At 49.0% G+C, this 26,611-nt stretch carries 23 protein-coding genes; 5 read left to right on the top strand and 18 right to left on the bottom strand.

Annotation, left to right across the window (positions count from 1 at the left end; all coding sequences use genetic code 11):
- Positions 1–142 precede the first annotated feature (142 nt).
- Genes ACUALS_RS20635 through ACUALS_RS20625 form a run of 3 tightly spaced genes read right to left on the bottom strand, consistent with a single transcriptional unit; the run spans position 143 to position 3,239 of the window.
- Positions 143–1,198, bottom strand: coding sequence for a DUF4056 domain-containing protein (locus ACUALS_RS20635; RefSeq protein ID WP_454450017.1), 1,056 nt, complete (start codon positions 1,196–1,198; stop codon positions 143–145).
- Between the two features lie 44 nt (positions 1,199–1,242).
- Positions 1,243–2,364 carry a BamA/TamA family outer membrane protein gene (locus ACUALS_RS20630; RefSeq protein WP_454449582.1) on the bottom strand — a complete coding sequence of 374 codons (1,122 nt, stop codon included), beginning with the start codon at positions 2,362–2,364 and terminating at the stop codon, positions 1,243–1,245.
- A gap of 8 nt (positions 2,365–2,372) precedes the next feature.
- Positions 2,373–3,239 (bottom strand): TonB-dependent receptor, encoded by an 867-nt coding sequence (locus ACUALS_RS20625; RefSeq protein WP_454449581.1) that lies wholly within the window; start codon positions 3,237–3,239, stop codon positions 2,373–2,375.
- Positions 3,240–3,485: 246 nt separating this feature from the next.
- Here ACUALS_RS20625 and ACUALS_RS20620 point away from each other — a divergent pair, with 246 nt between their 5' ends.
- The 4 genes from ACUALS_RS20620 (at position 3,486) to ACUALS_RS20605 (ending at position 7,756) form a co-directional block, all read left to right on the top strand.
- Positions 3,486–4,085: a TetR/AcrR family transcriptional regulator gene (locus ACUALS_RS20620; protein WP_454449580.1), complete on the top strand. Its 600-nt coding sequence runs from the start codon at positions 3,486–3,488 to the stop codon at positions 4,083–4,085.
- Positions 4,086–4,109: 24 nt separating this feature from the next.
- Positions 4,110–4,433 carry a heavy metal-binding domain-containing protein gene (locus tag ACUALS_RS20615; RefSeq protein WP_038135923.1) on the top strand — a complete coding sequence of 108 codons (324 nt, stop codon included), beginning with the start codon at positions 4,110–4,112 and terminating at the stop codon, positions 4,431–4,433.
- 33 nt (positions 4,434–4,466) lie between these two features.
- Positions 4,467–4,925: a YaiI/YqxD family protein gene (locus ACUALS_RS20610; protein WP_038135926.1), complete on the top strand. Its 459-nt coding sequence runs from the start codon at positions 4,467–4,469 to the stop codon at positions 4,923–4,925.
- Between the two features lie 302 nt (positions 4,926–5,227).
- Positions 5,228–7,756, top strand: coding sequence for a collagenase (locus ACUALS_RS20605; RefSeq protein ID WP_454449579.1), 2,529 nt, complete (start codon positions 5,228–5,230; stop codon positions 7,754–7,756).
- A 481-nt stretch (positions 7,757–8,237) separates the two neighbouring features.
- Here ACUALS_RS20605 and ACUALS_RS20600 read toward each other — a convergent pair whose 3' ends face one another.
- From ACUALS_RS20600 to ACUALS_RS20530, 15 genes are all read right to left on the bottom strand, one after another.
- Positions 8,238–8,768 (bottom strand): hypothetical protein, encoded by a 531-nt coding sequence (locus tag ACUALS_RS20600; protein WP_454449578.1) that lies wholly within the window; start codon positions 8,766–8,768, stop codon positions 8,238–8,240.
- 278 nt (positions 8,769–9,046) lie between these two features.
- The gene (locus tag ACUALS_RS20595) at positions 9,047–10,834 is read right to left on the bottom strand and encodes an aminopeptidase P family protein (protein ID WP_454449577.1); all 1,788 of its coding nucleotides are present in this window, start codon (positions 10,832–10,834) and stop codon (positions 9,047–9,049) included.
- Entirely contained in the window at positions 10,831–11,829 is a 999-nt protein-coding gene (locus tag ACUALS_RS20590; protein ID WP_454449576.1) for an ABC transporter ATP-binding protein, read from the bottom strand. The genes ACUALS_RS20595 and ACUALS_RS20590 overlap by 4 nt, the downstream gene beginning before the upstream one ends.
- 9 nt (positions 11,830–11,838) lie before the next feature.
- Complete coding sequence (locus ACUALS_RS20585) at positions 11,839–12,828, bottom strand: ABC transporter ATP-binding protein (protein ID WP_454450016.1); 990 nt, start codon at positions 12,826–12,828, stop codon at positions 11,839–11,841.
- Between the two features lie 9 nt (positions 12,829–12,837).
- The gene (locus ACUALS_RS20580; RefSeq protein WP_039623751.1) at positions 12,838–13,767 is read right to left on the bottom strand and encodes an ABC transporter permease subunit; all 930 of its coding nucleotides are present in this window, start codon (positions 13,765–13,767) and stop codon (positions 12,838–12,840) included.
- A 10-nt stretch (positions 13,768–13,777) separates the two neighbouring features.
- Positions 13,778–14,698 (bottom strand): oligopeptide ABC transporter permease OppB, encoded by a 921-nt coding sequence (gene oppB / locus ACUALS_RS20575; RefSeq protein WP_038212425.1) that lies wholly within the window; start codon positions 14,696–14,698, stop codon positions 13,778–13,780.
- A 78-nt stretch (positions 14,699–14,776) separates the two neighbouring features.
- On the bottom strand, positions 14,777–16,387 hold the full coding sequence (locus ACUALS_RS20570; protein ID WP_334474311.1) for a peptide ABC transporter substrate-binding protein: 1,611 nt from the start codon (positions 16,385–16,387) through the stop codon (positions 14,777–14,779).
- Positions 16,388–16,642: 255 nt separating this feature from the next.
- Positions 16,643–17,407 carry a hypothetical protein gene (locus ACUALS_RS20565; RefSeq protein WP_005469695.1) on the bottom strand — a complete coding sequence of 255 codons (765 nt, stop codon included), beginning with the start codon at positions 17,405–17,407 and terminating at the stop codon, positions 16,643–16,645.
- A gap of 42 nt (positions 17,408–17,449) precedes the next feature.
- Positions 17,450–18,115: a GntR family transcriptional regulator gene (locus ACUALS_RS20560; protein ID WP_005469739.1), complete on the bottom strand. Its 666-nt coding sequence runs from the start codon at positions 18,113–18,115 to the stop codon at positions 17,450–17,452.
- 132 nt (positions 18,116–18,247) lie between these two features.
- Positions 18,248–19,495 carry an ABC transporter substrate-binding protein gene (locus ACUALS_RS20555; RefSeq protein ID WP_454449575.1) on the bottom strand — a complete coding sequence of 416 codons (1,248 nt, stop codon included), beginning with the start codon at positions 19,493–19,495 and terminating at the stop codon, positions 18,248–18,250.
- Entirely contained in the window at positions 19,492–20,928 is a 1,437-nt protein-coding gene (locus ACUALS_RS20550) for an ATP-binding protein (RefSeq protein WP_038135951.1), read from the bottom strand. The genes ACUALS_RS20555 and ACUALS_RS20550 overlap by 4 nt, the downstream gene beginning before the upstream one ends.
- Positions 20,918–21,625, bottom strand: a complete 708-nt coding sequence (locus tag ACUALS_RS20545) for a response regulator transcription factor (protein ID WP_038212432.1) — start codon at positions 21,623–21,625, stop codon at positions 20,918–20,920. Before ACUALS_RS20545 ends, ACUALS_RS20550 begins: the two co-directional genes overlap by 11 nt.
- A 488-nt stretch (positions 21,626–22,113) precedes the next feature.
- Positions 22,114–22,530 carry a hypothetical protein gene (locus ACUALS_RS20540; RefSeq protein ID WP_454449574.1) on the bottom strand — a complete coding sequence of 139 codons (417 nt, stop codon included), beginning with the start codon at positions 22,528–22,530 and terminating at the stop codon, positions 22,114–22,116.
- A gap of 151 nt (positions 22,531–22,681) precedes the next feature.
- Entirely contained in the window at positions 22,682–24,187 is a 1,506-nt protein-coding gene (locus ACUALS_RS20535) for an aldehyde dehydrogenase (NADP(+)) (protein ID WP_038135958.1), read from the bottom strand.
- 15 nt (positions 24,188–24,202) lie between these two features.
- Positions 24,203–25,204: a 4-hydroxyproline epimerase gene (locus ACUALS_RS20530; RefSeq protein WP_454449573.1), complete on the bottom strand. Its 1,002-nt coding sequence runs from the start codon at positions 25,202–25,204 to the stop codon at positions 24,203–24,205.
- Positions 25,205–25,316: 112 nt separating this feature from the next.
- Between ACUALS_RS20530 and ACUALS_RS20525 the strand changes: the two genes are divergently transcribed.
- Positions 25,317–26,579, top strand: a complete 1,263-nt coding sequence (locus tag ACUALS_RS20525) for an NAD(P)/FAD-dependent oxidoreductase (protein WP_454449572.1) — start codon at positions 25,317–25,319, stop codon at positions 26,577–26,579.
- Positions 26,580–26,611: the final 32 nt, after the last annotated feature.

Below are 26,611 nucleotides of genomic sequence, written 5' to 3'. Positions count from 1 at the left end.
TACTTTGTTACTTCTCAATACTTGAGAAAGTGAGTGCATATAACGATGTCATTCGACCCAAAGTGCATATATAGTCAGGCGTTATGCAATTGGCTTTGGCATTTTTTATTAATAGGTTTCCCCGTATAACAGTGCTCAAGGTTTACGGTTTTATCTTGTGCGCTTGAATCCCCAACTTGATCATGACGTTTTTATCGACTTGCTCTGCATAGTTTGCGAGTGATTGAAAATCCTGACTCGACCATGAAGATTTAGTTCGGATAGCACTTGGCAGTTTATCAAATGCGTCTTCTTCGTCTGCCGCGATGAAGCTGACTGAGAGCCACTGCTCTATGGGCTGGTTATTGTCAAAGCTCTCACTCAACTGCAGGCGGTGAGTGGCCGTTGGATAATGGGGCATCAAGGACAAGGACAAATGGTAGTCACGATAGATAAGTGCCCACTTGTTTGGCAGACGTTTGCTGCTGTCCCACCAAATGCCGTCGAGTTGTTGGATTTTCTCCTTGGTGACCGATTTCGTTGCCGCGTTGAGCTCGGATAACGCCGTTTCTAGTGCGTGGTCCATGGCCGCTGAAAACTGCATGGTGTTTAGCGTTGGGGTCGCGATTAATATCTGTTTCGCGAGATGGGCGCCAAGCATGTTGGAGTACAAATCTTCCGATGAGAAAGCCGAAGCGAGCTCATCAAAACCACCGACAGAAACCATGCCAAACCATTGCGCAATTTCGTGCCATTGCGCTAAGCGAAAGGCGGTTAATGCGGCGGCCTCGGCACTGTAGGTGATTTGCTGCTCTTTACTCAGTGGCTGTGTTTGCGGGTGCCAAGTTACGCGGCGAAGTCTCAATTCTGCAGGTAAGTCGATGTGATGAGACGTACCCAAATAGCCTTGGTTGAGCTGGAAAATGTAGTAAGTGTAGTCAGCTGTATCACGAACATGCGCCGTGTCGATAAAACCGCCCTGCTTGGTAAACACAAGCCCGTTAGTTTCATCCGCTAGCCCGAGCAAACTGCCCGAGATAGAAGCGCTGCCATCATTGTAGTGATGGTCGCCGACACTGCCTTTATCGACGACATTCTCCAAAGAGAAGAATGGCACTGGCACGCTACCAAGTTGAGCTTTGAGATCCACGCCGAATGCGCAGCACGGTCGAACACCGACAGGCGCGTTAAGCTCACTTGCGTGAACGTTAAGCCCCATGACCGCAATCACGGCAAGGAGGATAAATTTTAATCTTCCCACGTCTAAAATGCCTCATTGACTTGAAAATAAAATCCGCTGCTCTCTTTGCCAACACCTAAATCAACACGGACGTTAATTCTGGCTTTGAACGCAAATCGATAGCCGACGCCAATAGACGGCAACCAGCGATCTTCAAACAGGGCTTGATAGCTGGGCGCCACATTTCCTGCCCCCAACCAAGCAACCATACCGTGTCGGCCAGTCAGTGTTCGGCGCAGCTCGATTTGCGTCGATAACTGATGCTTGTCGCGATATTGCCCTTGGTAATAGCCACGCATACGTTTGTCGTCGCCAAGTTGGGCATAGTCAAACCAAGGGGCGTCGCCAAAAATGGATTGTGAATAGACTTCCATCGCCAACACGGTGTTGGCGTCGAATTGAGCGTAGTGCCTTGCATTGATGGTGAGGTGATCGTAGCTCTGCTCACTGCCAACGACGCCACGGTTAGCTATCCATTCAATATCGATAAACTGTCCGCGACTTGGGTTTGGTTCAAAATCTCGGCTGTCAAACTCCATCCCCAGCACAACTCCGCTGCTGGTGGCGTCTGTAAGGCCGTGTACCAGTGGTTTATTGTCCACCTCTTCCATATGACGATAAGAGTGCCATTTGAAACCTGCCTTGACGTAAACATGGTCTGCGACTTCTAAAGCGAACTTTGGGTTAATCAGTAACTTTTGACCTTGATACGGGGTTTTGTTGGCATTGTCCTGCGCTGATTGCTTGCCGATTCCCCAATAATAACCGGGCTCGTGACTGATCCAGGCTTCACCAAGCAGTCGCAGCGAGTCTTGTTGCAAGTATGTTCGATTGTTAATGCCCAGCCCGTATGAACCAGACGTAGAGCCGTATGACGTCACAGTTAACGTTGAATAGGGAACACCGGTTTGCCAATCCATGGGGCGATAAAGTCCGACGGCGGCCACGCCAATTCCCAGCCCTTGCTCAGGGTTAACGAATGGACCGGGCAGTACGCCCCAATCGATGAGCTTAGTGTGATCGACCGTTTCACTAGAGCCTAATTGAGTGAGCAGCGTGTCTATCCAATCGTTGTCTTCCTCGCTCGCTAGGCTGGCTGGTGCACACAGTAGCGCCGCAATTGCAAGGGTAAGTTTTGCTTTCATATGGCCTCCTAGAATCGGCGATCCAGTGAGAGGAACACGCTTTGCCGTTCACCAAAGCCCGCTTCACCCAAAACGTTCCAGTTGGGTGACAGTTGGTATTGAAAGCCTGCCAATGTGTTCCAAGGAGAGGTTAAATGCTGTTTGACTTCGAATTGACCTTGTAGACCACTGAAGTTGCCACCGAGATCCGCGATCGAGCCAGTTAAGTATTGTTCGACATTTTGGTACATGCCGCCCACCCAAACGCGCAGTGGAACGCCCGTGTTGTGGAAGTCGTAACCGATACGAGGAGAGACCACTATGGCGTCGATGGTGCCGTCGACAACCGTCAATGTGGTTTGGGTATAACTTGCATCAACCAGTGAAAACCAGTTGTCCATTCCGCCCGCAAGGACCATCCCAGCGCCAAAGGTATAGCCGTCGAGATCCAATCGGAAGTCATTAATCTTGGTATTGAGCAAAGGCTTCTCGGTGTTTTTTATTCCCACCGAGACGTTCACATCCGTTTCAGAATAGCCGTCTAACTTCCCCGCCAATGCATACAGGTTAAGGAATGGGAATAGCCAGACATCCGCACGGAGAGTGACGACGTTGGTAACCTGTTTTCCCGGCTCGGCTTCCATTTGGATATCTGCGTACTTGTCGATCAGCTTGTCGAGCAGGGGGCGACCCACCTTTAAATTGTTTAAGCCGATGGAGTCAACGTTGATGCCTTGTTGCATCCCCATGTAACTGAGATTAAAACCAATAGGCTTTGGTAGCTCATAGCCTAGAGCCTGTGCTTGCTCTTTCCAAATAGGAAGCGAAATCGAGTCAGCGAAAGCGTAAGAAGAGAATAGGCTGCAAGCAGTAAGAAGAAAGAAGCTGCGTTTCATAGTGTACGTCAATGCGTGTAACGAGGACTCTGCGGGTCAGACCCGTGCTTATGCGTGAGCTGTTACGAAGTAATCAAGCCGCCAAAACCGTGTCTGGGCGATCCTAGGTGAGCCAGCAAGGCGCCGACTCGATAAAAAGTGAGCGCATCATACTCCTCAAATCAAAAAAGTAAACTTTAAAGTATACTTTCAGTTGTTCTCGCTTATAATCCGCGCTCTTTGAGCTGAAGATGGAAGAATCTGCCCATGAAATTGTCTGATAGAAAGCGACTCGCGTTGATTGAAAGTGCGCAGGCGGAATTTATCGAATTTGGCTACGCTGCTGCGAACATGGATCGTGTTTGCGAACGCGCTCAAACGTCGAAACGAACCCTTTATCGGAATTTTTCGAGCAAGGAAGTGCTGTTCTTTGCAGCGGTCAAATCGGCGCTCACGGCCCGTGATGACGCGTTGGCGCTAATCTACAACCCGTCGATTTCTGTGGAGCAACAACTTGCTGACTATCTCTTAAAAAAGCTGGACTTCCTCTACCATGATTTTGGTATGCCATTGGCAAAGATGGTGATAGGCGAATTTATTCGAGCACCAGAATTGTCGGAAAAGTATCTTCATCAACTGCAAAACCACGACGATAAGCTCGAGCAGTGGTTTGCCGATGCCATCGAAGATCGCAAACTCAAAATGCAAGATCCTGCCCAGATGAGCAGTATGCTAATGTGCCTATTGAACGGGAATTTCATGTGGCCTCAGTTGGTCGCGAACCAAGAGATTCCGTCTCGTGAACGTAGAAAACAGATTATTGCGGATATTGTACAGCTGTTTCTCGATGGTTATCGCTGTCATTAACTCCGCCAAGATAAGGAAAAAGTGATGATTAAAACTACAACTTCAGTCGTGGAAGGAAAGCCTGTACAAGATTATTTGGGCGTGGTTGTTGGCGAAGCTATCTTGGGCGCGAACATTTTTAAAGACATGTTTGGTGCCATTCGAGACGTGGTTGGCGGACGTTCAGGCGCGTATGAGCGGGAAATGGGCCGCGCACGTGAAATTGCGTTCCAAGAAATGGAAGAGCAGGCTCGCTCAATGGGCGCGGACGGCATTGTCGGTATTGATATCGATTATGAAGTGATTGGCAGTGGCGGCAGTATGATGATGGTCAGTGTCAGTGGTACTGCGGTGAAATTTAAGGTCTAATACCGCAATCAATGTGAAGCTAGGAATAGAACTATGAAAATTTGGGTTGATGCGGATGCGTGTCCTGTTGTGGTAAGAGATATTCTATTTCGAGCTTCTGAGCGAACCGGTGTGGAGGTGACCTTAGTGGCGAATCAGTTCATCCGCACACCAGCCTCACCAAAAGTAACCATGCTCCAAGTTCAGGCTGGCTTTGACGTGGCAGACAACGAAATTGTCAAGCGGTGTGAGTCGGGTGACTTGGTGATCACCAGCGATATCCCACTGGCGGATGAAGTCATCACCAAAGGTGGCCACGCGTTAAGTTCTCGTGGCGAGATGTTCACCAAAGAGAACATCAAATCACGGCTCAACATCCGAGACTTTATGGAAACCATGCGCAGCAGTGGCATTCAAACTGGTGGCCCAGCGCCGTTAAGCCAAGCGGATCGCCAGCAATTTGCCAATCACTTGGATAAGTGGTTAGTGCAGTGGCAAAGAGCCCAAAAGTAACGAAGATAATAACGAAAGGACGCACAGCGTCCTTTTTCTTTATCACTCTATTTATCGAGTATCGGTAGCGTGCGCAGCCATATTGAACTTGGACCTAACCCTCAGTTTCATTAAATTCAGTTAACAAAAATGTAACGTTTGGCCTTTTGGAACTCAAAGTACTACTTCTTGAGACTGGAAAATTCGCCAGTTTCACTCCTGATTTTTAACGCTTAGATTGAAAATGCTTGCTGAGTTTTTGCTCAGTGATGCGGCCGATACTGGAATCCAGTATTTCAACAAATCAATCAAGAGTTATTAAGATGGAACTTAGAAAAATAACAGTTGCTGTGATTGGTGCACTTTGCACTGCGCCCGTATTTGCTGTCAGTGAACCGACGCCTCAAATTGTCGATAGAGCCGTTCATTTTGATCATGACCACGAAGTTCAGCACGGTATTGAGGATCATAAACCTCAATATTCTCCACAAAAGAGTTTGCCTCAGAAACCAAAACCTGAACCGACCATCGAGGACGTGTCTCCCTTTAATGCGTTGAGTGCGGGAACCTCGGCGTTACAAGGACCAGAGGTTTCATCGGCGTTGCCTTGCGATGTGAACGCTTTTAATACCAGCAACAGCTCAACACTCATTACGCAAATTACGGGACAAGGCGCTCAATGTGTGAATGAGTTGTTTTCAGCGTCTAGCGACATCCAACGCGTCGCATTCAGTTCGAGCAATATGTACCAAGTAGCGAAGCATACTTCTTCATTATCTCGATCATATCGAGGTGGTGGCAGCGATGATCTTGAAGCATTATTTTTATACCTGCGAGCAGGCTACTATGCCGAGTTTTATGACAACAGCATCAACTTCGCCTCTTGGGTTCAGCCTGCGGTAAAAGAAGCGGTTGATGCATTCGTGAACAGCGGCAGCTTTTACGAAAACAGCGATCCACACGGCAAAGTGCTTGGAGAAGTGATTACCACTATGGACAGCGCCGGTCTTCAGCATGAGTACTTGGGCGTTGTCACTGAGTGGTTAAACCGCTGGGACAGAAGCTATGCGCAAAACTGGTATATGCGCAATGCCGTCAACGGAGTCTTTACGGTCTTGTTTGGCGGCCAGTGGAATGATCAGTTTGTCAGTCAGATTGGTTCTCAAACAGGTTTGGTTGAGGCACTGTCGCAATTTGCATTGAATCGAAACTCAATTGGCCAAGCAGATGAATTTATGACGGCGAATGCGGGCCGAGAGTTAGGGCGTTTAACCCAATACAAAAATACCAGCATCGCCCCGTCTGTCGTAGGTAAACTGCGTCAAATATTTGATCAATACCAAATGTATGGTTACGGCGATAGTGTTTGGCTCGCGACCGCGGATTCCTCTTCTTACTATGTCGACTGTTCAGAGTTTGGGATTTGTAACTTTGATCAAGAGCTGAAGTCATTAGTGTTATCGCAAACCTACGTGTGTAGCGATACGATACGGATTCTTTCGCAAAACATGACGCCAGAGCAGCATCGAGCCGCGTGTAGCAAGATGGGGTATGAAGAAAGCTATTTCCATCAACGACTTGAAACGGGTCGCGTTCCTGTACCTGACGATCACAACATTCAATTGCAAGTGAACATTTTTGATAGCGATGACGACTACGGCAAATACGCTGGGCCAATCTTCGACATCGATACCAACAATGGCGGGATGTACTTAGAAGGCGAGCCCGGCACACCCGGCAACATTCCTAACTTTATTGCCTATGAGGCGTCTTACGCCAACGCGGATCATTTTGTCTGGAACTTAGAGCATGAATATGTCCACTACCTCGACGGACGATTTGATTTGTATGGAGGGTTTAATCATCCGACAGAGAAGGTCGTTTGGTGGGCTGAGGGCGTCGCAGAGTATGTTGCGAACGAAGATAACAACCCGAGAGCCCTCGAAACCATCATGGATGGTTCGACCTACACTTTAGCGGAAATATTTGAAACCACGTATGACGGGTTCGATGTTGATCGCATCTATCGTTGGGGCTATCTCGCGGTACGATTTATGTTCGAGCGTCATATGAACGAAGTGAATGCCATGTTGGCGGACACTCGTCAAGGAAACTGGTCGGCATACAAAGCGACCATCACTCAATGGGCGAACCTGTATCAAAGTGAGTTTGAGCAGTGGCAACAGCAGTTGGTCAACGGTGGGGGCGGTGCACTGACGCCTCCTACCGCAGCAATCTCTATGGTTAGCGAGGGGAAAGTGAATGAAACCATTGCATTCGGCAGCTCACGTAGCACGGACTCAGACGGTCAAATTGTCCACTACTTGTGGGAATTTGGTGACGGCGCGACAAGTACCGAGGCCAATCCGACGCACCAATTCAGCCGTGCGGGCACCTACACGGTACGTTTGACCATCACAGATAATGACGGTTTGACGGCGAGTACCTACGCGAGCATCGCTATTACCGAGGATCAGGCTGGCGGTAACAACCAACTGCCACAAGATTGTGCCGTTCGTCCGAAAGTGGGTGGTGGGCAGCTAACGGCTGGGGAACCTGTCTGCTTGGCAAGTCAATCAACTATTTGGTTAGCCATTCCTGCGGTGAACGAGTACCGCTCAATGTCTATTACCTCTGCCAATGGAACGGGTGATCTGAAGTTGGAATATAGCAACTTTAGCTGGCCAAATAGCTACGGCTCGAATTTGCACGGCTGGTCGGCGAACCCGGGCAACAGTGAATGCATTACGATTGTTGGCCAAGCAAACTACTGGGGCTATTTAAAAGTTTCCGGTGAGTTCGACAATGCCGCCCTGGTCGTTGATTTTGATAGCGAAGGCTGTCGTCACTGATTGCTTTACCTCCTTACGGATAGCCCAGCGTCTGCTGGGCTTTTTTTATTAGCCAGAAGGGGGCGTTTAAGCAAGTCACATATTTGAATTTACAATGTAAAGCGGTGGTTGGCGGGCTTTATAAAGCAATCGCTTACGTCCCTTACAAAATTCAACTTTATAAATGTCTCTCGCTTACATGGCCTTACAGTGTAAGGGGGGATTTATTGATACTATTATCCGCGTTGATACTTTGCCTCACCGAGAATTGCTGAGACATGAAAACAGTTGATGTTCCAATAGGAGCGAGATAGCTGGAGAAATGTGGATTTGATTCAGGTAGCGCGATTATTGTTCAAAATGTAATTTACCGTTGGTAACTTCTCTTTGTGGGCAAGGATGCCCCAAGATTTTATGGAACTTGGAATCCGTTTGAGTGTTTAGCTCAATGGCCGATTGACTATTCTGTCAGTCAATCGGCCATGATTTTTCTCTTCTTTGTTTACTCTACTGTTAACGCAACATAGTTGGTCACAAACGGCTGAATGGTTATTTCGTTCGCCACGTAGTAGCTGTCACCCGTTCCTTTTGACTTCATCTTGAAATAGTACGTACCTGAAGCAATAGAGATATCTTTGTTGTAATTGGTATTAAATGTGATCGGTTTTTCGACCAGCCAGCCCTCTTTTGTCACTTCAAAGATATAGCCCTCACAGCCGATAGAGCCGATACGCGGATGAACACAGCTCTCTAAGACAAGCTCTGTTTTTGATTTTGGGTTCTTTTCGGTTCTCGTGAGCTCAATGTTGCCGTAGTTTTTCTTCAAGCGTGTTGCTTGTGTGGTGTACATGCTCTCTTTCTCGACACTGTAGCTCTTACCGTTTTTGACGACGGTACCGTTGCTGCTGCTGACAGAGCCCAAGACTCCGTTGATTGCGCCATTGACGCCATCGCTGACGGCATCATTGATATCGTTACTTGAACAGCCTGCGAGTGTCAGTGTGGTTGCAAATGCCAACGCGAAATGTTTCATGAAATTATCCTTATTTGATAGGCGTTTACCAACAAGCACAAACAGTGAAATCACCATTTAGCTCGGTCGGTTGACTTACTTTTACTGTTATTTTTAGGAATGTTTTGATGGGTATTTATAAAATAGAGCGCGATTAAAATCTCACCGGATAGCAAGAAGTTTGAGATTGATTCTGATTATTAGATTCTGTCTCAGTTATAAGAGTGGTTATCATTAGGATACGAGTTTGCATACGTTTAAACGGACCAAATACACAATGGGCATTTGGTCCGGTACTGTTAGATGGCGAGTGTGGCCTGTTTAAGCCAGCGTTTCTCATCCTCCTTCAGGTCAACGCTAAGCTGTTGCCAGCAGAGTTGATGGTATTGATTGAGCCAAGCGATTTCGCTGCTATCGAGCATGGATTTATCAATCATGTTTGTCGCGATTGGGGCGAGGGTTATGGTCTCGAATCCATAGAAGCTGCCAAATTCGTTCTGTTCAACCTCAATCACCTTCATGATGTTTTCTATGCGAACGCCGTGCTCACCTTGACGATAAACGCCGGGTTCGTTGGTGATGACCATGCCGGGTTTTAAAGGGACCTCTGCGGGATTTTGCGAGAAGTTTTGCGGACCTTCGTGCACGTTTAAGCACATGCCGACACCGTGGCCAGTTCCACATTTGTAATCAATGCCGTGTTGCCAGAGTACGCCGCGAGCCATGATATCGAGGTTCGCGCCTGTTGAGCCTTGTAAAAATCGAGTCTGCGTTAAGCGGATCACTGCTTTAAGAACCAAGGTATAGTCGTGCTTTTCCCGGCGGCTAGGTGAGCCAAAGTGAAATGTTCGGGTGATGTCTGTGGTTCCGCCGAGGTACTGGCCGCCAGAATCGACCAACAAGAAACTCGACTCGTCTATGGAATAGCTGCTCTCACTGTCGGCAGCATAGTGCATTTTGGCGCCGTGCTCGGCAAAGCCAGCAATGGTGCGAAAACTCTCGCCAACATAGTCGTCTATCTGTTTCCTGTACCCCATTAACGCTTGCTCGGCGTTGAGTTCGGTGACTTGGCCGCTTGGCACTTGCTCATCGAGCCATTTCATGAACTTCACCATGGCGACGCCATCTTTGCGTAGCGCCTCTTCCATGCTTTCTAGCTCTGTAGGATTCTTCTGCGCTTTCATGTCGGTCACGGGGCAAGGCGTGTCGATTAGAGTGAGCTCGGGTTTGAGTTGGCGCACGGTCAAGCTATCGCAATACTTGGCACTGTATAGCAGAGTGCTCCCGGCGGAGAGCAAATTCAGCGCTGTACTCAGATGGTCGTAATCATGCAAATGGATTCTATGCTGAGTGAGCGCGGCAACGACCTCAGGGCTTAGCTTGTCGCTATCAATAAATAGACGACTGCTGGTCTGTTCAATGAGCAAATAGCTCTCTGAAATTGGGCAGTATGAGGTGTCTGCGCCGCGAATGTTAAGTGTCCACATGACATCATCAAGGGTTGATACCAGCAGTGCGTTGGCGTCTTGCTCTGTCAAATAGCGACGCAAGTGAGCTATCTTCTCGCTGGTCGTTTGGCCAGCAACGTCAAGCGGATGAGCAAACAAACGTGCCTTGGGGCGACTTGGTCTATCATCCCAGATCGGGCTAATAAGATCGTGCTCAACGACCAACTGGATCGACTTCTTGGCAAAGGCTTGGGTGAGTTGAGTGTAAAACAGCTGGCTGATGCTGCGTCCATCGACACCGACTACGGCATGTTCCGGTAGCGTTTGGGCTAACCACTGGGCAATGGTGGGGGTCTCTGGTAGACGCGCTTTGAATAGGTCGAGTCCTGAACCTTCTAGCTGCTCGGCCGCTTGTATGTAGTAGCGGCCATCGGTCCATAAACCGCCGCCGTTTGCCGTGACAACCACATCACCCGCAGAGCCAGTGAATCCAGAAATCCACTGGCGAGCGAGCCAATAGTCCGCGGAATATTCACTGGAGTGAGGGTCGTTATTGGTGACGATATAAGCGTCCAATTGATGGGCTTTCATGCCATCGCGAAGCGCCGTTAAGCGCTCGGAAACTGAGGTTATGGTCATAGTGGCTGATTTCCTAGCAGGGTATGTGTACAGAAAATATGGTGGTCTGCGTGACCACTTCGGGTGGGATTTTGCTCGCCGCATTGCTCAGTGGCACTTGGGCAGCGAGTTCGAAATACGCAGCCACTGGGCGGGTTGATCGGCGAGGGCAGATCCCCCGGTAGAAGTTGAATATTTCGATTGCGAGCCAATGTTGGATGGGCGATGGGCACCGCCGAGAGGAGCGCTTGCGTATAAGGGTGCTGGGCGTTATCGAATACGTTGTCATAACGACCGATTTCCATGGGTTTGCCTAAGTACATTACCATGACGCGGTCACTGATATGACGCACAACACTTAGGTCATGGGCGATCATTACCAAGGTTAGTCCCATCTCTTGTTTAAGGGCATCTAGCAAATTGATCACTTGCGCCTGAATAGAGACATCCAATGCACTCACGGGTTCATCACACACCACCAAGTCAGGTTTGAGAATCAAGGCACGAGCAATGCCTACGCGTTGGCATTGTCCGCCCGAGAATTCATGGGGATAGCGGTTTCGTTGGCTCGCGAGTAAACCGACTTTGTCCATCATGGCGATGACGCGAGATTCGATCTCCTTGCGACTCAGATGCGGCTCGTGAGTGAGTAACGGCTCAGCAATGCACTCAGAAATGGTCAGCCTCGGGTTGAGGCAAGCTGAGGGATCTTGGAAGACCATTTGGAACTCTCGACGGCGCAGCGCCAGTTCTTGTTTGCCTAAGCCGAGCATATTTTCGCCCTTCCAGTACAGCTCGCCTCCCGTGGGTTCAATCAATCTGAGCAGCGCTCGGGCGAGTGTCGATTTTCCGCAACCAGACTCACCCACAATGCCTAAGGTTTCACCTCGATAGACGTCGAGATCAATGCCATCAACGGCTTTCACAACCTTACGTTTGCTGGGCAAGATATGTTTATTCAATTGAAAGTGGACTTGTAAGTCACGTGCTGAGAGTAATATTTCTTTGTTTTCCATGATTATCTCCTACGCACTACGAACAATAGGCGTGACGACATTGCTAGGATTGACATGACAAGCCAAGCCTTGAGACGCGGTGATGGATTTAAAGGCTGGCATCACTGAGCTGCATTGCGTTTGATACTGGCTACAGCGTTCTTTAAAAGGACAGCCTTTGTTGTGGAGCAGTGCGCTAGGCGGGTTGCCAGGGATGGTCGGCAAGCGATCCATATCTTCAGTGATGGATGGAATCGCTTTGAGTAAGCCTTGGGTATATGGATGAGCGGGCGTGTCAAAGATAGACTCGGTATCGGATTCTTCCATCTTCCTACCGCCATACATCACGAGCACGCGATCGCACATTTCTGCAACCACGCCCATGTCGTGAGTGATGAGCAAAATCGCGGTGTTGAACTCCGTTTGCAGCTCGCGTAGTAAAGCCAAGATTTGCGCTTGTACCGTCACGTCGAGCGCCGTGGTGGGCTCATCGGCGATCAGCAGCTCCGGTTTACACAGTAAAGCCATGGCGATCATGACCCGTTGCCTCATGCCTCCGGACATCTCGTGCGGGTATTGGCCCATGCGCGTCGCGGCAGAGGGAATGCGCACGGCATCTAACATGGCAATGGCTTCTGTTTGTGCATCGTGGCGACTCATGCCTTTATGGATCATCAACACTTCCGCAAGCTGTTTGCCAATTTTCATAAACGGATTGAGCGAGGTCATCGGATCCTGGAAAATCATGCCGATTCGCTCTGCCCGAATATGATTGAGTTGTTTTTTACTCATGCTGAGTAAATTGTCACCGTGGAAATTGGCTTGGCCAGTGACGATGCCGTTGTCCGCGGTTAACCCCATAAGAGCAAACACCGATTGGCTTTTACCAGAACCCGACTCGCCAACAATACCTAGGGTTTCCCCTTTATTGATCGAATAAGACAGATCGCTGACGGCTTGAACCATGCCATCGGGGGTTTTGAATCGAACGTTCATGTTCTCAATAGATAAAATACTCATCATGGCTCCTTAGCGATCTTTTGGATCAAGTGCATCACGCAGACCGTCACCAATAAAGTTAAAGCAGAACAAGGTGGCGACCAGAAACAGCGAAGGGAACAGCAATTGCCACAAAGCGACATCAATGGTTTTTGACCCTTCGGAGATAAGGATTCCCCAACTGGTATCCGGTGGCTGAACCCCTAAGCCAAGAAAACTTAAGAAGGATTCGAACATGATAAATCCGGGCACCATCAACGAGGAGTAGACCATCACGATGCCCAACACGTTAGGCAGCACATGACGACGAACAATGGTAAATCGAGACACGCCAATCGAGTGCGCCGCTTCAATAAACTCGCGTTTTTTAATACTGAAGGTCACACCGCGAACCACTCTGGCGATACCGAGCCACGAGACCATGCCAATCACAACAAAGATCAAATAGATGTTGTTGCCAAACAAGGTCACAAACAGAATGACTAAGAACATAAATGGGACGGAGTCGAGAACTTCAATAATGCGCATCATGGCACTGTCGACCAAGCCGCCCATATAGCCTGAAAGTGCGCCCCATGCAGTACCAATCAGCACGGCGACAAGGGCACCCATAAAGCCAACCATGATGGAAAGGCGCCCGCCTTGCATGGTGCGGGCAAAGAGATCTTGGCCAAGGTCGTCGGTCCCAAAGTAGTGACCAGAACTGATGGAGGGTTTGCCCAGCTCGTACGGGTCGACCACCACATTCCAATCAATTTCATCATGGCCAAATGCGGCCAAATGCGGGCCAAAGGTAATGCACAATACGATAAAAAACAGCACGTAGACGGAGGTCATGGCCGCTCGGTTTTGACGAAATCGAGTCCAAGCGTCTTGCCATAAACTGCGCCCTTCGACGGCTTCGATATTAGAGCTCATTTGATCCGCCAGCTCCTTGGCATTTATGCGTTTGGTTAACATTCGTCACCTCCTATATACGAATGCGCGGGTCAATAACGGTGTAGAGAATATCCACCACGAGATTAAAAAAGATGGTCAAGGCGGCGACAATCAGGGTAATGCCCATCACTAACCCATAATCTCGGTTGAGTGCGCCAGAGACAAAGTGCTGGCCCATACCACCTGTACTGAAGAAAATATCGATGATGACTGAGCCAGTGATCACGGCGACAAAACTCGGGCCAAGCATTGCAATAATGGGGATCAGTGACGGACGTAGCGCATGGTGAAACAAAATATAAGGGGTCGATAACCCTTTTGCCTTTGCCGTGCGAATATAGGGCTGGTTGAGTGTCTCAATCATGGCGCCACGCATAACCCTAGCAATGCTGGCCACAGAGCCAATCGCCAAGCTCAAGACAGGAAGAATGAGAAACGACACTTCGCCGCCCTCCCAACCACCTGCTGGCAACAGCCCTAAGTGAATCGAGAATATTGTCACTAGCACTGGCGCCAGTACAAAGGCTGGAATCACCACGCCAGTCATAGAAAGTGACATAAGTACATAGTCCAACTTTCCGTTGCGATTGAGTGCGGCAATCGTACCGAGCACCATGCCCAGCGGGACAGAAATACAAAACGAAATCACACCGAGTACCGCCGATACGGGCCATGATTGAGCCACCAATTGGGTTACGGTGAAATCTTGATAAACGAAGCTTGGCCCTAAGTCGCCGCGAACAAAGTTACCGATGTAAATGAAAAACTGAACAATAAACGGCTCATTGAGGTGGAACTTGGCTTCAATATTTGCCCGTACCACGTCGGGCATCGGTCTTTCCATATCGAATGGGCCACCGGGCGCGATGTGCATCAACCAAAAAGAGACCAAAGCGATAAAGAGCAGAGTGGGGATGGCAATCAACAAGCGGCGAAGAATATACAGCAACATGACGTATCCTTTCCTTGAAAAAAGCCCGAAACCTACAGGGACAAAGATGAAGATGTAGGCTCGGGCAAACAGTCCCGATTAGTGGGCCTTCACGTAAACATTCTTGCGGTAGTAAGAGGATTCTGGGTTAGTACGCTCGTAGCCACCGACATACTCTTTGATTAAATACTGATCGTTCCCACTGCGGTACATCGGGATGATCGCCATGTCTTCAATCAAGAGCTTTTCAGCGGCAATGTACTCTGCGGATGGATCGCTCAGGCTTTTAGATTCGGCCATTAAGCGGTCATACTCTGGGTTGTTGTAGTTGGAGTCGTTGTACTCACCTGTCGAGACGAAGATGTCGAGCCAAGTGGACGCCTCGTTGTAGTCGGCTGTCCATCCACCACGGCTAATGTGGCCTGGATCTTTCAGAGCGTAGAAGACTTTAGGCTCAAGCTGAATGATCTCGACCTGCACGCCCAGTACGCTTTTCCACATGCCTGCCATCGCGGTGGCCATCTTCACATCTTTAGAGAAGGTCGGGATGGTGAAGGTTAGCTTGAGTGGATTACTGTCACTAAAGCCCGCTTCTTTAATCAGTGCTTTCGCTTTGGCATTACGCTCGGCTTGAGTCCAATTGGCAAACTCGGGGGTATGCGACTTAAAGCCATCGGTTTGTGGTGGAACCAGCGTGAACATAGGAATGCCACCGTTTTTGACGATCGCTTTGGTGATGATGTTGCGATCGATGGCGTACGAAAGTGCCTGACGAACACGAAGATCCTGAGTTGGTCCTTTCTCTGTATTCAGATAGTAGAAGGTCGAACCGAGTGATGCGCTGGTATCGGCCACTTGCTCAGGAAACTTTTTCAGTAGTTTGGATTTTTGAGCAGCAGGAATCGCCAACGCTTGGTCGATTTCTCCGGCCAGATAGCGATTTAAAGCCACATTGGCATCACCAATCGGTAACCACGTGATCTTATCGAGGACAACGTTGTCGGCATCCCAATATTGGTCGTTTTTCACCATGACCATTTTCTCATTCACCTTCCACTGTGAAACGGTAAACGCGCCATTGGTGACAATATTCTCTGGTTGTGTCCATGCACTGCCATGCTTCTCAATCGCTTGTCGAGGAACTGGAGCAAGTACTGGATGGCTAAGAAGTTTGATGAAGAAAGGCACGGGCTTTTCTAGCGTTACTTCAAAGGTGTAATCATCCACGGCTTTAACGCCCAATGTATCGGCGGCGGTTTCACCTTTCATGATTTTGTTGGAATTTTTAATCCCCGGAATGGCGGCAAACCAAGCGTAGGGAGAGGCGGTTTCTGGATCAATTAGGCGTTGCCAACTGTAGACGAAGTCATGAGCAGTGAGTGGATCTCCGTTTGACCATCGAGATTCACGCAGCTTAAAGGTGTATACGGTGTTGTTTTCATTGGCGTACCAACTCTCAGCGATGCCTGGAATGGTTTTGCCTTGCTTATCTTGAACGGTCAGCCCTTCGAACAGGTCACGGCCAAGATTAAATGCAGGCTCCGCCGCCTGTTTCGCCGGATCGATGGAGGTCACTTCTGCGCCATTGTTTAGAGTGATCTCCTGCTTGTCCGCGAGCTGCGTTCCAGCAGGATAAGGTTTGGCTAGGGCACTTCCTGTTATTAGAGCGGTTGCGATCGCACTCAGTGCGAGTAGTTTTTTAGCTTTCATAGCTTCCTCGTTATGTCCTTATCGGAGTGGCCCCTTAGGTGGTATTGAGTGGGGTGATAGTGCGTTCAAACGGCATGAACGACTGGCACAAATAACTAAGGGGATAAGAGGAATGTATATTGTATAAAACCATGCAACAAACATTAGTTAACATCTTTGTAACAAGGTGGCAGAAACAGAGACTGCTGGTCTTAGAAAGTGAATCTGAATAAAAAATGAGCAAAAACTCTTTTTGCTCATTTAAGTGTGATCAGATTATTGGCGGCGAAATCGAGCGGAGACTTCTTTGAGTAATTCTCCGGTAATTTCCGGTAGCGTGTCGGCAAAAAATATCTGTTGACCGGGAATACTGCGCAGCATCACGTTAGTCAACTCGCCCGTCTCATTTGCGCAGTTGGCGGCGTGCATTTCACTGATCTTCTGATCGATCTCTTGCTCAAGTTTTAGCCTCTGTTCGGCGGTGAGGCGAACCCGAGCCTGACACACTTGAGAGACGGTATCGTCTGCCATAGAAATCTGTTCGAATCGTCGTTTAAACAACGTATCGAGCTCTGTGCCTTCTTCCATAATAAAGCGGCGACCCGAACGGTAGAAGATTTTATCTCCGTGGTTCTCCATGTAGCCGAGGATCTCAGCAATGCTGAGGTAAAAGCGTAAGCTGGTATCCGACAGTTGGTACTCTTGCGCGATCTCTTTTGGAGACCGATTGCAGGAGGTCACTAAGTAGATGAAATCCAACAGGTAAGGGTATTCGACAAATAGCGCGTTTTGTTCATCGGACAAAAATTGCTCGTTGTCTCTTTGGATTTGAATGGCGAGAGTCGACAACTCCACCAAGTTGGTGTTGAGGTGCGTGGTGTACATCAGTATTTTGTCGAGACCCAATGCAGGGTTGTGTAAGTGCCGCTTGATTGTTGACAGCGGCACGCCGGTTTTATCGGAAAGTGCGCTGTAGCAAAGCCCTTCATCACGAATCTTTTGCCGAATGGCTGCAAGCAAAAACTCTGGACCAATGTGCATAGTGGGTACTCACTTCTTCATGTTGGAGTTGTCTTATGGCGCTTAGCTTTGACGCTCTAGCAGCAGGTCACGAATGGCCGCGCCTGCTTCGAGGATGTGTTTTTTCAGCATGTATTTTGCCCCTTCAATATCACGATTTTGACACATCTCAAGGAGCGCTTTGTGCTCTTTATCAGCTTTAGCGGTGCCCTCGGTAAACAGCAGTTGCATACGAATATAGCGGTCGCATTTGGTGTTCAAGTTGTAAATGACATCCATGGTTTCAGGCATGTTGGCAGGAGCATAGAGGGCTTTATGTAGCTCGTAGTTGTAATTGCTCCATTCTTCAACTTCATCGCCGCGATTGACCAAATCATCGAACTTAGCGCGAATCTCATTGGCACGCGCCAGATCCTCATCGGTCATGTTTTGAATCGCGCGCTCAAGGATGTGGCATTCGACAACGGCTCTTAGCTCAAACAGCTCGTCGATCTTGTCTGGCGAAAGCTCAGTCACGGTCGCCCCTTTATGGGCTTCGAAGCTGACGAGCCCTTGCGCTTCAAGCTGCATTAAGGCTTCACGAACGGGAATTCGGCTGACATTGAATTCTTTGGCTAAGGCATCTTGGCGCAGAGGCTGGCCAGTTTTTAACTCACCTTTGAGAATTTTGCTGCGAATGGCTTCTTCAACCAACTGCGTTCGAGTTTTAAAAACGGGTTTTTGCGACATCCCAGTCTCCGGTATATCTAAATCACAATAAATTGTATTCAATATACCATTGGTGATTGGGATTGCGACTTTCCGCTTTTAACTCGCCCCGTTTTTGGGGGGTAGGTCAATTGTTCATCTTACTTATGTGAGTTAGTGACTTTCAGCGATGGCAATAATGCGTTTAATCAGCCTCTCATCGGTGAGTGACTTGTTGCGGTAGAAGCGAAATATCTCCGAGTTGATGGCTTGTTGGGCGACAGGGTTGACGGCCATGGAGTCGATCATGCTTGGCACCGCTTTGTTTTGTGCCACTCCCTTTTTAAAGGCTTGATAGGCTTTGATTTGACAGGGGTTAAAGTCGGTGAGTGCAATGTCGGTTCGTACCGGGATGGAGCCTTTGCGTAGGTTAAATTGCGCCTGAAATTCTGGGTCTGCCAAAACATTGGCCACATGGTTGGCTTGGTCTTTAGTGAACGATTTGCTCACCATAAAGATCAAGCTGTCCATGTTATAAAGAAAAACGTCGTCACTTTCGGGGGCGGGGTAGCAGCCTATCTGATTCGGCACCTCTACGCCTTTCGCAACCAGGTCTCCAAGAATCCAATCGCCTCCGAGTTGGAACAAGGCTTGGTTGCTTGCGAGTGCTTTCGTCGCGGTGTCCCATCTTGTGTTGGGCAAGGTGTTATCAATCAGCAAACTTAGGCGACGGAATTGGGCTAATGCGGCGCGTAAGGTGTCACTATTGATGCTGTCAGGATCGAGGTCGACCATTGCTCGGGTATAGAAATCCACCCCGCCCGTGGCAATCACCAGATTTTCAAATAACTGGGCAATTTGCCAAGGCTGCTCGCCGACAGCGAGTGGGTTGATGCCTTGGGCTTTGGCTTGTTCCATCACTGCGAACATCGCTTGCCAAGTGGTCGGCACCGGTTGGTTGAGCTCAGACAATAGTTGGTGGTTCACCCACAACCAATTGAGTCGATGCAGAGTTAACGGCAGGGCAACATAACCATTGGCAGATTGATTGATCTGTTGGGAAAGGGGGTAGAGGGTGGCATCCCATTGATGGGCTTTAGCGACAGCGTTCATGTCATGGAGTATGCCAATTGCATCCCATGCTCGAATGCTTGGGCCCTCAATTTGTGCAAAACTGGGTGGATTTCCTGCCAGCGCTCGTGCTTGTAATACCGTCATCGCATTGTCACCGCCACCGCCCAAGACGGGCTTCGGTGCCAGTTGAATATCGTGTTTTTCTAAATGTTGGGTCAACACGTCCATCGCGTGTTGTTCACCTTTGGATGTCCACCAATGAAGGAATTCAACCTCTGCTGCGCGAGGGGCGGTGAGCCCAACGGCGGTCAGTGACAGGGTCGAAAGATAAATCGCCAATTTGTTCATAGTGAGTCTCTTGGGAAAGATAGCGTGGCGCGCAACCCGCCAAATGAAGAGTGGCTAAGAGCAAGAGAGCCACCGTGCGCTTTCGCAATGCTTTGGGAAATAGTCAGCCCTAACCCAGAGCCTTCTTGTGTTTTATTGGCTCGGTAATAGGGTTGGCACAGTTTATCGAGGATCGCCTCATCGACGCCTTCACCATGATCATCAATGACAATGTTCACGGCATCGGCACTATCGAAAAGCTGAATATTGACTTTATCGCCATATTTCAACGCATTATCGACGAGATTTTGAATACAGCGTTTAATCGCTAGGGGTTTTCCGGCCACCTCAGACCCGATAGAACCTTGAATTTGAATGCGCTCGGTTTCCGGCGTCACTGTGGTGGCGATGTGCTCAATTAACTGATTGAAGTCTATGGGTTCAATCTCTTCGTGGATGTCCGTCTCTTTGATGCATTGCAAAGCCCCTTTGACCATCAAGTCGAGGTCATTCGCGAGTCGGGTAAAGCGTTCTCTGTCAGTGTCATTATCGAGCATTTCTGCGCGCAGTTTTAGGCAAGCAATGGGCGTTTTTAAGTCATGGGAGATCGCGCCAAACAGCATTTCGCGATCCTTAATGTGGCTATCGATACGCCGATTCATTTTGTTGAAGGCTCGGATGGCGGCTTTGAGCTCGTTGCTGCCGCGCTCTTCGACCTGAGGAATATCGAGCCTGCTCGACATTAAGGTAGCGGCTTTGGCGAGTTCGCGAATAGGTTGAATCTCTTTACGAACGACAAACCATGTACAAATCAGCAGCAGTAGCGCAGACAAGAGTAAGGTGATCCACTCACGAATATCAAAGTAATGGGTCTCAAGATTAACGTACGGGGCAGGTAATACCGCAGCAAGGTAGAACCATTCGTTTTCATCGACTTCGACCTGCATCACCAATATTGGAGGATTAAGCGCACCAAACGAGAGTGAGTAGTGCGCCCAAAGTAACGGCAGTTCATCAATCGGCAGTTCGTTATTAAACACTCTTAAATTGTCGCGTTGGGTAAATTCCACCGAGATGTTGGGGATGTCTTGCAGCTCGGATGAAAGTACCTGTTTGACTTCGTTTAGAACCAAGGTTTTGCGTTCGCTGTCGGGCAAAGGCGGGGTTTCGATATGGTGATTATTGAGTGAGACAAAAAAACGCGTGCCGCCCATATTGCGTAGTTGATTGAGCACAAGGTGTCGGTATTCAGAGGGCAAGGTTTGGAAAAAGGAGATGGTGGATGAAGCACTGAGTGCCAAACTTTTCACCGTATTGGTTAAGCCTTGTTTATCCCGTTCGTTGGCGTGTTGATACCAAATCATGCCCGACAGAAGTTGAGCAAGAATGATCACTAATAGCAGGAAAATACTGGTGCGAAATACCAGTGAACGAGTCCAGGTTTTAATTCTCATAATGAACGTCCGTTGTCAGCATGTAGCCTTTGTTGCGCACGGTTAATATCAAGGAACGATCTTTGTCTTCCAAGTGGTGGCGAAGGCGGCTGATCTGGACGTCAATACCGCGCTCAAAGGGGTCGGCATCTCTGCCCCAAATTTCACGGGCGATGTCATCACGGGATAGGATTGATTTAGCGTTGTTGACGAATAAGCCGAGCAAGGAGAGATCGGCGCCACTCAGTTGTTTGACTTGATGGTCTTCAAGATGGGTGAGTTGACGAGTCACGGTATCGAGGGACCAGTCATCAAAGCGGACTTTTCTGGCTAACTGAGTTTGAGGATTAAGTTGGCTACGGCGTAAGATGGTTTTGATTCTTGCCAGCAGTTCTCTTGGGCTAAACGATTTGGTGATGTAATCATCGGCGCCCATTTCTAGTCCAGCGACGCGGTCTGCCTCTTCGGTGACGGCGGTGAGCATAATGATCGGGATTTGGGAATCTCGGCGCAGCTTCTGGCACAAGGTAAATCCGTCGTCACCCGGCATCATAATATCGAGAATGATCAGATCTGGAGTATGCTTTTTGAGTTGTTGCCACATCTCGCGTCCATTGCCCGCACCAATGACTTCGAACCCAGCGCGACCCAGATAATCAGACAATGCTTCTCTAAGATCCAAGTTGTCGTCAACGACGAGTATCTGCTTGTTTTCCATCACCTTACGTCCCTGCTGCGAGTTTTCAATATGATGCTATTTTCGACCGAGATTCTCAATCGAACTGGGTCTAAATTCTGGGTTACAAAGGAACGATTTTGTAAGTCATCACTTACAAACCCGCAGTGTTTTGTAACCTTGAAGGCGCGACAACGGGTTAAGATCTTTCTGACTTCGCAACGCCGAACGTCTTGTATTACCCGAAGCTGGTCACTGTGCAGATGAGCATCTTTGATTGATTTCGGTGACACTCTTTGAACGCTCTCAATGCGGCTTGATTGGGAAAGTTTGATGTGTGGTTATGGGAAGTGATTTAAATGGATATTCATGGTGTGCTCGCACTGTCTTAATCTTACCGACCCCCTAATTTGGTAAGAGTGCCAACCTCGCCCGAGGTTGGCTTTTTCATCCCTGTTGGGTGCAACGAACGCAAAGCGGTTTGGGATGATGACACGTCACGTAATTGATTTGTGTGGAATACAGACAAGCTAAAAAATACCACCATCGCCTGAAGAGTCTGAGCCAAAATCGATCACGCCTGCATTGTCGAGTGAGGTATTGGTTGGGTGACTCGAATTCACCGCGTGGATCTTGGCGTACTCAAGGTAGGCTTCAAAATTGGGTAGGGCATCTTGCTTAAACAGCGCCATGCTGACTTCTCTTAGAAACTCCGCTTGTTCGCCAAATTCGCTCTCGAGATCCAGCCAATCATAAAAACTTTGCTGGGTGATCATGGCGTATGCACAGCGACAATACTTGCTGTCTAGCTCTTTACCTAATTGGGAGAGTACCCAGTCGATTTCACCTGGATCATAAAAGGCTTTATTACCAAACTTGACCGCCAGTCGAGGTGCAACCTCTAGAGCGATGGATTTGATCAAACGCTTTTGGGGTGATGGAAACATCGTTGCTCCTAATTTGTGCTGCGTGAATAAAACAATCTATTCACCTAATCAATGTGATAGTGCAGTGTTACAAATTGAGAAGCAAGATGTCTTAAGTTATTGATAATTATATTTTCAAAGCCAGCCGATCTGTGCTGGCTTTGTACAAAGTTTATTTGCCGTCCACACTGCAACGAACATTGAGTGGGTTGTCTTGCTGTAAGCTGCATGGCAGAAGCGCGTCCGGCACGGATTGATAGGCGACCGGGCGTAACCAGCGTTTAATCGCTTCAGCCCCAACCGAGGTGCTGGCGGGCATGGTTGAGGCTGGATAAGGGCCTCCGTGTACCATCGCGTAGCTGACTTCTACACCTGTTGGCCAACCGTTAAAGACAATGCGCCCCGCGACTTCTTCTAGCTCAGGTAGCAGGCGCTTGGCGAGCGGATAATCGTCAGCGTCTGCGTGAATCGTTGCGGTCAAACTTCCTGCAAGGCTTTGACTCAAACTGATCATCTCTTCGCTCTCTTTGCACACGACGACGATCGATTGAGGGCCAAAGATCTCTTCTTGCCACTGCGGATTCGTGCGCCAAATCTCGCTGGTGGTTTCAAACAAGATCGAGGGTACGCCAGATTCTGGAGAAGACTGAGTCTGCGTTAACCCAGATTGCTGAGCGCGCCGTTGACTTTGGGTCAAATAGTTAGACTTAATCCCGGATGTGAGCATGGTTTGCCCTGTTTGAGCCTTAATGCCCTCGCGCATTGCCTCTAGGAATCGTTCACTGGCGTCGCTTTGGGTAATAAAGACAACTGCGGGTTTGGTACAAAACTGGCCGCAGCCCATATTCATTGACATGAGGTACTCTTCCGCCAATGACTCTGCTTGGTTGTCCATACGTTGAGGCAAAATGAAAACGGGGTTAGACGCGCCGAGTTCACCGAAGAAAGGAATAGGTTCTGGGCGTTGCTGGGCAAGGTCAAACAGCGCACGCCCACCATGGATAGAGCCAGTAAAGCCAACCGCTTTGATACTCGGATGAGTAACCACAGCTTGCCCCAATTCATGGCTGGTCCCCTGAAGCAGCGTAAAGATCGCCTGCGGGAGCTGTTCTTGCTCAAGCGCTTTGGCAATACATTGGGCAACAATTTCGCTGGTTCCCGGGTGAGCCGGATGGCCTTTGACGATCACAGGGCACCCCGCCGCAAGAGCAGAGGCGGTATCTCCCCCAGCTGTCGAAAAAGCGAGAGGAAAGTTTGACGCGCCAAACACGGCCACAGGCCCCAATGCGATGTTGTGGCGACGAATGTCAGGCTTGGGTAATGGTTGACGATCAGGATTGGCGCTATCAAAAATCGCTTCTTGCCATAAGCCACCTACAGCGACGTCGGCAAATAAACGCAACTGCGCGGTTGTGCGGCTTAGCTCACCATTAAGTCTGGCGTCGGGCAGGGCAGATTCTAATTCGGCTCTGGCGACAATGGCGTCACGAGCGCCTTCCAAAGCGTCGGCGATGGCGTGTAAGAGTGAACTTCTCTGTGCTGGGGTGGTTTGGCGAAAGGCTTTTGCCACTTCGCTTGCGGCCATGGCTGCAAGATCCACCTCTTTCGCGCCATGCTCTGGAAATTCGCCAGACAGTGGTCGCTCGGTGGCAGGGTTTAGGGCATGAAAGGTATGCATATCAGATCCTTAGAGCTATTTTAATTCAAAACCAAATGCGTACGGGTCTTCATCATCGACCCAAATTGTGTTGTGTCCGGTGACTTGTGCCCAGCCCTCGATGCTCGGCAGAATCGCGGCTCGACCGTCCACTTCTGTGATTCCTTCGATTCGACCTGTGAAGAGGCTGCCAATAATGCTTTCGTGGACGAAGTCTTCACCTTGCTTGAGTTTTCCTTTCGCGTGCCACTGAGCCATGCGTGCGCTGGTTCCGGTCCCACAAGGCGAGCGATCGAGCGCTTTTTCACCATAAAAGACGGCATTTCTGGCCGTTGATTCTGGTTTGGTTGGCGTGCCCGTCCAAAGTACATGGGAGACACCACACACCGTCGGATCATTGGGGTGGACGCATTCCACCGCTTTGGAGACAGCATCACGTACTTTCGGGCTGAGCATTAAAATTTCATCTGACGAGTAGTGTTCTAATCCGTGATAGTTCTCTTGAGGATCGACAATGACGTAGTAGTTGCCGCCATAGGATACATCGATGGTGATTTTCCCAAGCCCTTCTACATCAACGGTGACATCTTGATGGGCAAGGTAAGCAGGCACATTAAAGATCTTCACTGAGGTGATCTTCTCGCCTCGACGCTGGTAGTGCACTTCAATTTGCCCTGCCGGAACGTCCAAAATCAAGCGGCCTTCTTCTCTCGGGCGAATCAGTTTGTGTTCCAACGCTGATGTGACGGTGCCTATGGTTCCATGGCCACACATCGGCAAACACCCACTGGTTTCAATAAACAGGATCGAAGCATCGGCATTGTCGCTGCAGGGAGGGAGAACCACAGATCCTGACATCATGGCGTGGCCACGGGGCTCAAACATCAACGCCTGACGGATCCAATCGTAGTGCTCAAGAAAGAACTGGCGCTTTTCACTCATGGTTTCACCACGCAATGGCGGTACGCCTCCAGCAACTAATCGAACTGGGTTTCCACAGGTATGCGCATCGATACAGAAGAAGGTCCCTTGTCTCATTTTTCGCTCCTTGAATAGGAAATTGGTTGAACTGTTGGGGTTGGATGTTATCGTGATGTTAAGTATATTTTATACAATTTTGTTTTGGAAACGTGATAAGGAGCAGAAATAAATGGTTAGTGAACAATCAACTTCTGGTCAAAATGTGGCCGTGATTGGTGGCGGTATTATCGGGTTATGCTGCGCTCTAAAACTTCAATTACATGGCGATAAGGTGACGATATTTGATAAATCTGGTGCGGGGGAAGGGTGCTCGAAAGGTAACGCAGGGCACTTTGCTACCGAGCAGATTTTTCCGTTGGCGACTCCCGCTTTGGTTCCTCAATTACCGAAGATGTTGTTGTCACCGTCGAGCCCAGTGTCGATTCGTTTCCAAGACTTACCGCAAACCTTAGGTTGGATGGTGCGCTTCTTACTAAAAGCGAGAAAAGCACCAACACAACATGCCACGCAGGCACTCACCAAGCTCAACGAACACGCCATGTCGAGTTGGTTTTCCTTGCTTGAATCGGTCGGTCTTCGCCATTTGATTGAGATGCAAGGCTCACTACTGACGTTCGAAAGTGATGCTTTGTTCAAAGCCTATGGCGCAACATTGAAAGGGTTTGATGAACAGGGGGTGGAGTACCAACTGTGGGGGACGAAAGCGATTCGACAACAGGTACCCAACTTGTCCCATCGGGTAAAGCATGGTGTGTTTTTTCCAGACACGGGGCATACCCTAAACCCTTATAAAATATGCCTTGAGCTAAAAATGGCGTTCGAAAATCTCGGTGGTCGGTTTGTGCATCATCATGTCGATGATGTGCATGCGGGGGATACGCTGTCAGTGGTCAGTGATAATCAGATGCAGCCATTTGATCGGGTTATCGTTGCCACCGGCGCGGAGTCTGCGAAGCTGGTAAAACGCATGACAGGTAAAAAAATCCCTCTCCAAGCAGAGCGAGGTTATCACCTTATGTTACCGACATTAACTGGCGGTTTGCCGTTTCCGGTTAGCTCTGCCGATCGGAAATTTATTATGACGCCAATGGAAGGTGGGCTTAGGTTAGCTGGCACCGTCGAGTATGCAGCGTTGCAATCGCCGCCGAATATGAAACGCTCAAAGATGTTAAAAAAGCTGGCCAAAGGGTTGCTTTCGGGTGTCTCTGAGAGCACCGAAATGGGTGAGCAATGGATGGGAAACCGCCCCTCGTTACCAGATTCTCTCCCTGTGATTGATAGCCTCTATGACGGCAAAATTCTTTTCGCGTTTGGCCATCAACATTTAGGCCTCACGCAAGCGGCGGTGACAGCAGATCTCATCGCTCAATTAAGGCATCAGAAAAAAACCGCGCTGGATCTCACCCCATTTCGTTTATCGCGTTTTGGCTAAAAATTTTTAAAATTAAATATTGTATAAAATAT

The sequence above is a fragment of the Vibrio sp. NH-7 genome (genome assembly GCF_053643215.1).
Note: the sequence above shows the minus strand (reverse complement) of the source record. Positions and strands in the feature narration are given on the sequence as shown.

What these genes read in the sequence shown, in the direction of transcription:
- ACUALS_RS20635 (WP_454450017.1), bottom strand. Translation starts at nt 1,198, where the DNA reads ATGGGGCTTAACGTTCACGCAAGTGAGCTTAACGCGCCTGTCGGTGTT.
- ACUALS_RS20630 (WP_454449582.1), bottom strand. Translation starts at nt 2,364, where the DNA reads ATGAAAGCAAAACTTACCCTTGCAATTGCGGCGCTACTGTGTGCACCA.
- ACUALS_RS20625 (WP_454449581.1), bottom strand. Translation starts at nt 3,239, where the DNA reads ATGAAACGCAGCTTCTTTCTTCTTACTGCTTGCAGCCTATTCTCTTCT.
- ACUALS_RS20620 (WP_454449580.1), top strand. Translation starts at nt 3,486, where the DNA reads ATGAAATTGTCTGATAGAAAGCGACTCGCGTTGATTGAAAGTGCGCAG.
- ACUALS_RS20615 (WP_038135923.1), top strand. Translation starts at nt 4,110, where the DNA reads ATGATTAAAACTACAACTTCAGTCGTGGAAGGAAAGCCTGTACAAGAT.
- ACUALS_RS20610 (WP_038135926.1), top strand. Translation starts at nt 4,467, where the DNA reads ATGAAAATTTGGGTTGATGCGGATGCGTGTCCTGTTGTGGTAAGAGAT.
- ACUALS_RS20605 (WP_454449579.1), top strand. Translation starts at nt 5,228, where the DNA reads ATGGAACTTAGAAAAATAACAGTTGCTGTGATTGGTGCACTTTGCACT.
- ACUALS_RS20600 (WP_454449578.1), bottom strand. Translation starts at nt 8,768, where the DNA reads ATGAAACATTTCGCGTTGGCATTTGCAACCACACTGACACTCGCAGGC.
- ACUALS_RS20595 (WP_454449577.1), bottom strand. Translation starts at nt 10,834, where the DNA reads ATGACCATAACCTCAGTTTCCGAGCGCTTAACGGCGCTTCGCGATGGC.
- ACUALS_RS20590 (WP_454449576.1), bottom strand. Translation starts at nt 11,829, where the DNA reads ATGGAAAACAAAGAAATATTACTCTCAGCACGTGACTTACAAGTCCAC.
- ACUALS_RS20585 (WP_454450016.1), bottom strand. Translation starts at nt 12,828, where the DNA reads ATGAGTATTTTATCTATTGAGAACATGAACGTTCGATTCAAAACCCCC.
- ACUALS_RS20580 (WP_039623751.1), bottom strand. Translation starts at nt 13,767, where the DNA reads ATGTTAACCAAACGCATAAATGCCAAGGAGCTGGCGGATCAAATGAGC.
- oppB (WP_038212425.1), bottom strand. Translation starts at nt 14,698, where the DNA reads ATGTTGCTGTATATTCTTCGCCGCTTGTTGATTGCCATCCCCACTCTG.
- ACUALS_RS20570 (WP_334474311.1), bottom strand. Translation starts at nt 16,387, where the DNA reads ATGAAAGCTAAAAAACTACTCGCACTGAGTGCGATCGCAACCGCTCTA.
- ACUALS_RS20565 (WP_005469695.1), bottom strand. Translation starts at nt 17,407, where the DNA reads ATGCACATTGGTCCAGAGTTTTTGCTTGCAGCCATTCGGCAAAAGATT.
- ACUALS_RS20560 (WP_005469739.1), bottom strand. Translation starts at nt 18,115, where the DNA reads ATGTCGCAAAAACCCGTTTTTAAAACTCGAACGCAGTTGGTTGAAGAA.
- ACUALS_RS20555 (WP_454449575.1), bottom strand. Translation starts at nt 19,495, where the DNA reads ATGAACAAATTGGCGATTTATCTTTCGACCCTGTCACTGACCGCCGTT.
- ACUALS_RS20550 (WP_038135951.1), bottom strand. Translation starts at nt 20,928, where the DNA reads ATGAGAATTAAAACCTGGACTCGTTCACTGGTATTTCGCACCAGTATT.
- ACUALS_RS20545 (WP_038212432.1), bottom strand. Translation starts at nt 21,625, where the DNA reads ATGGAAAACAAGCAGATACTCGTCGTTGACGACAACTTGGATCTTAGA.
- ACUALS_RS20540 (WP_454449574.1), bottom strand. Translation starts at nt 22,530, where the DNA reads ATGTTTCCATCACCCCAAAAGCGTTTGATCAAATCCATCGCTCTAGAG.
- ACUALS_RS20535 (WP_038135958.1), bottom strand. Translation starts at nt 24,187, where the DNA reads ATGCATACCTTTCATGCCCTAAACCCTGCCACCGAGCGACCACTGTCT.
- ACUALS_RS20530 (WP_454449573.1), bottom strand. Translation starts at nt 25,204, where the DNA reads ATGAGACAAGGGACCTTCTTCTGTATCGATGCGCATACCTGTGGAAAC.
- ACUALS_RS20525 (WP_454449572.1), top strand. Translation starts at nt 25,317, where the DNA reads ATGGTTAGTGAACAATCAACTTCTGGTCAAAATGTGGCCGTGATTGGT.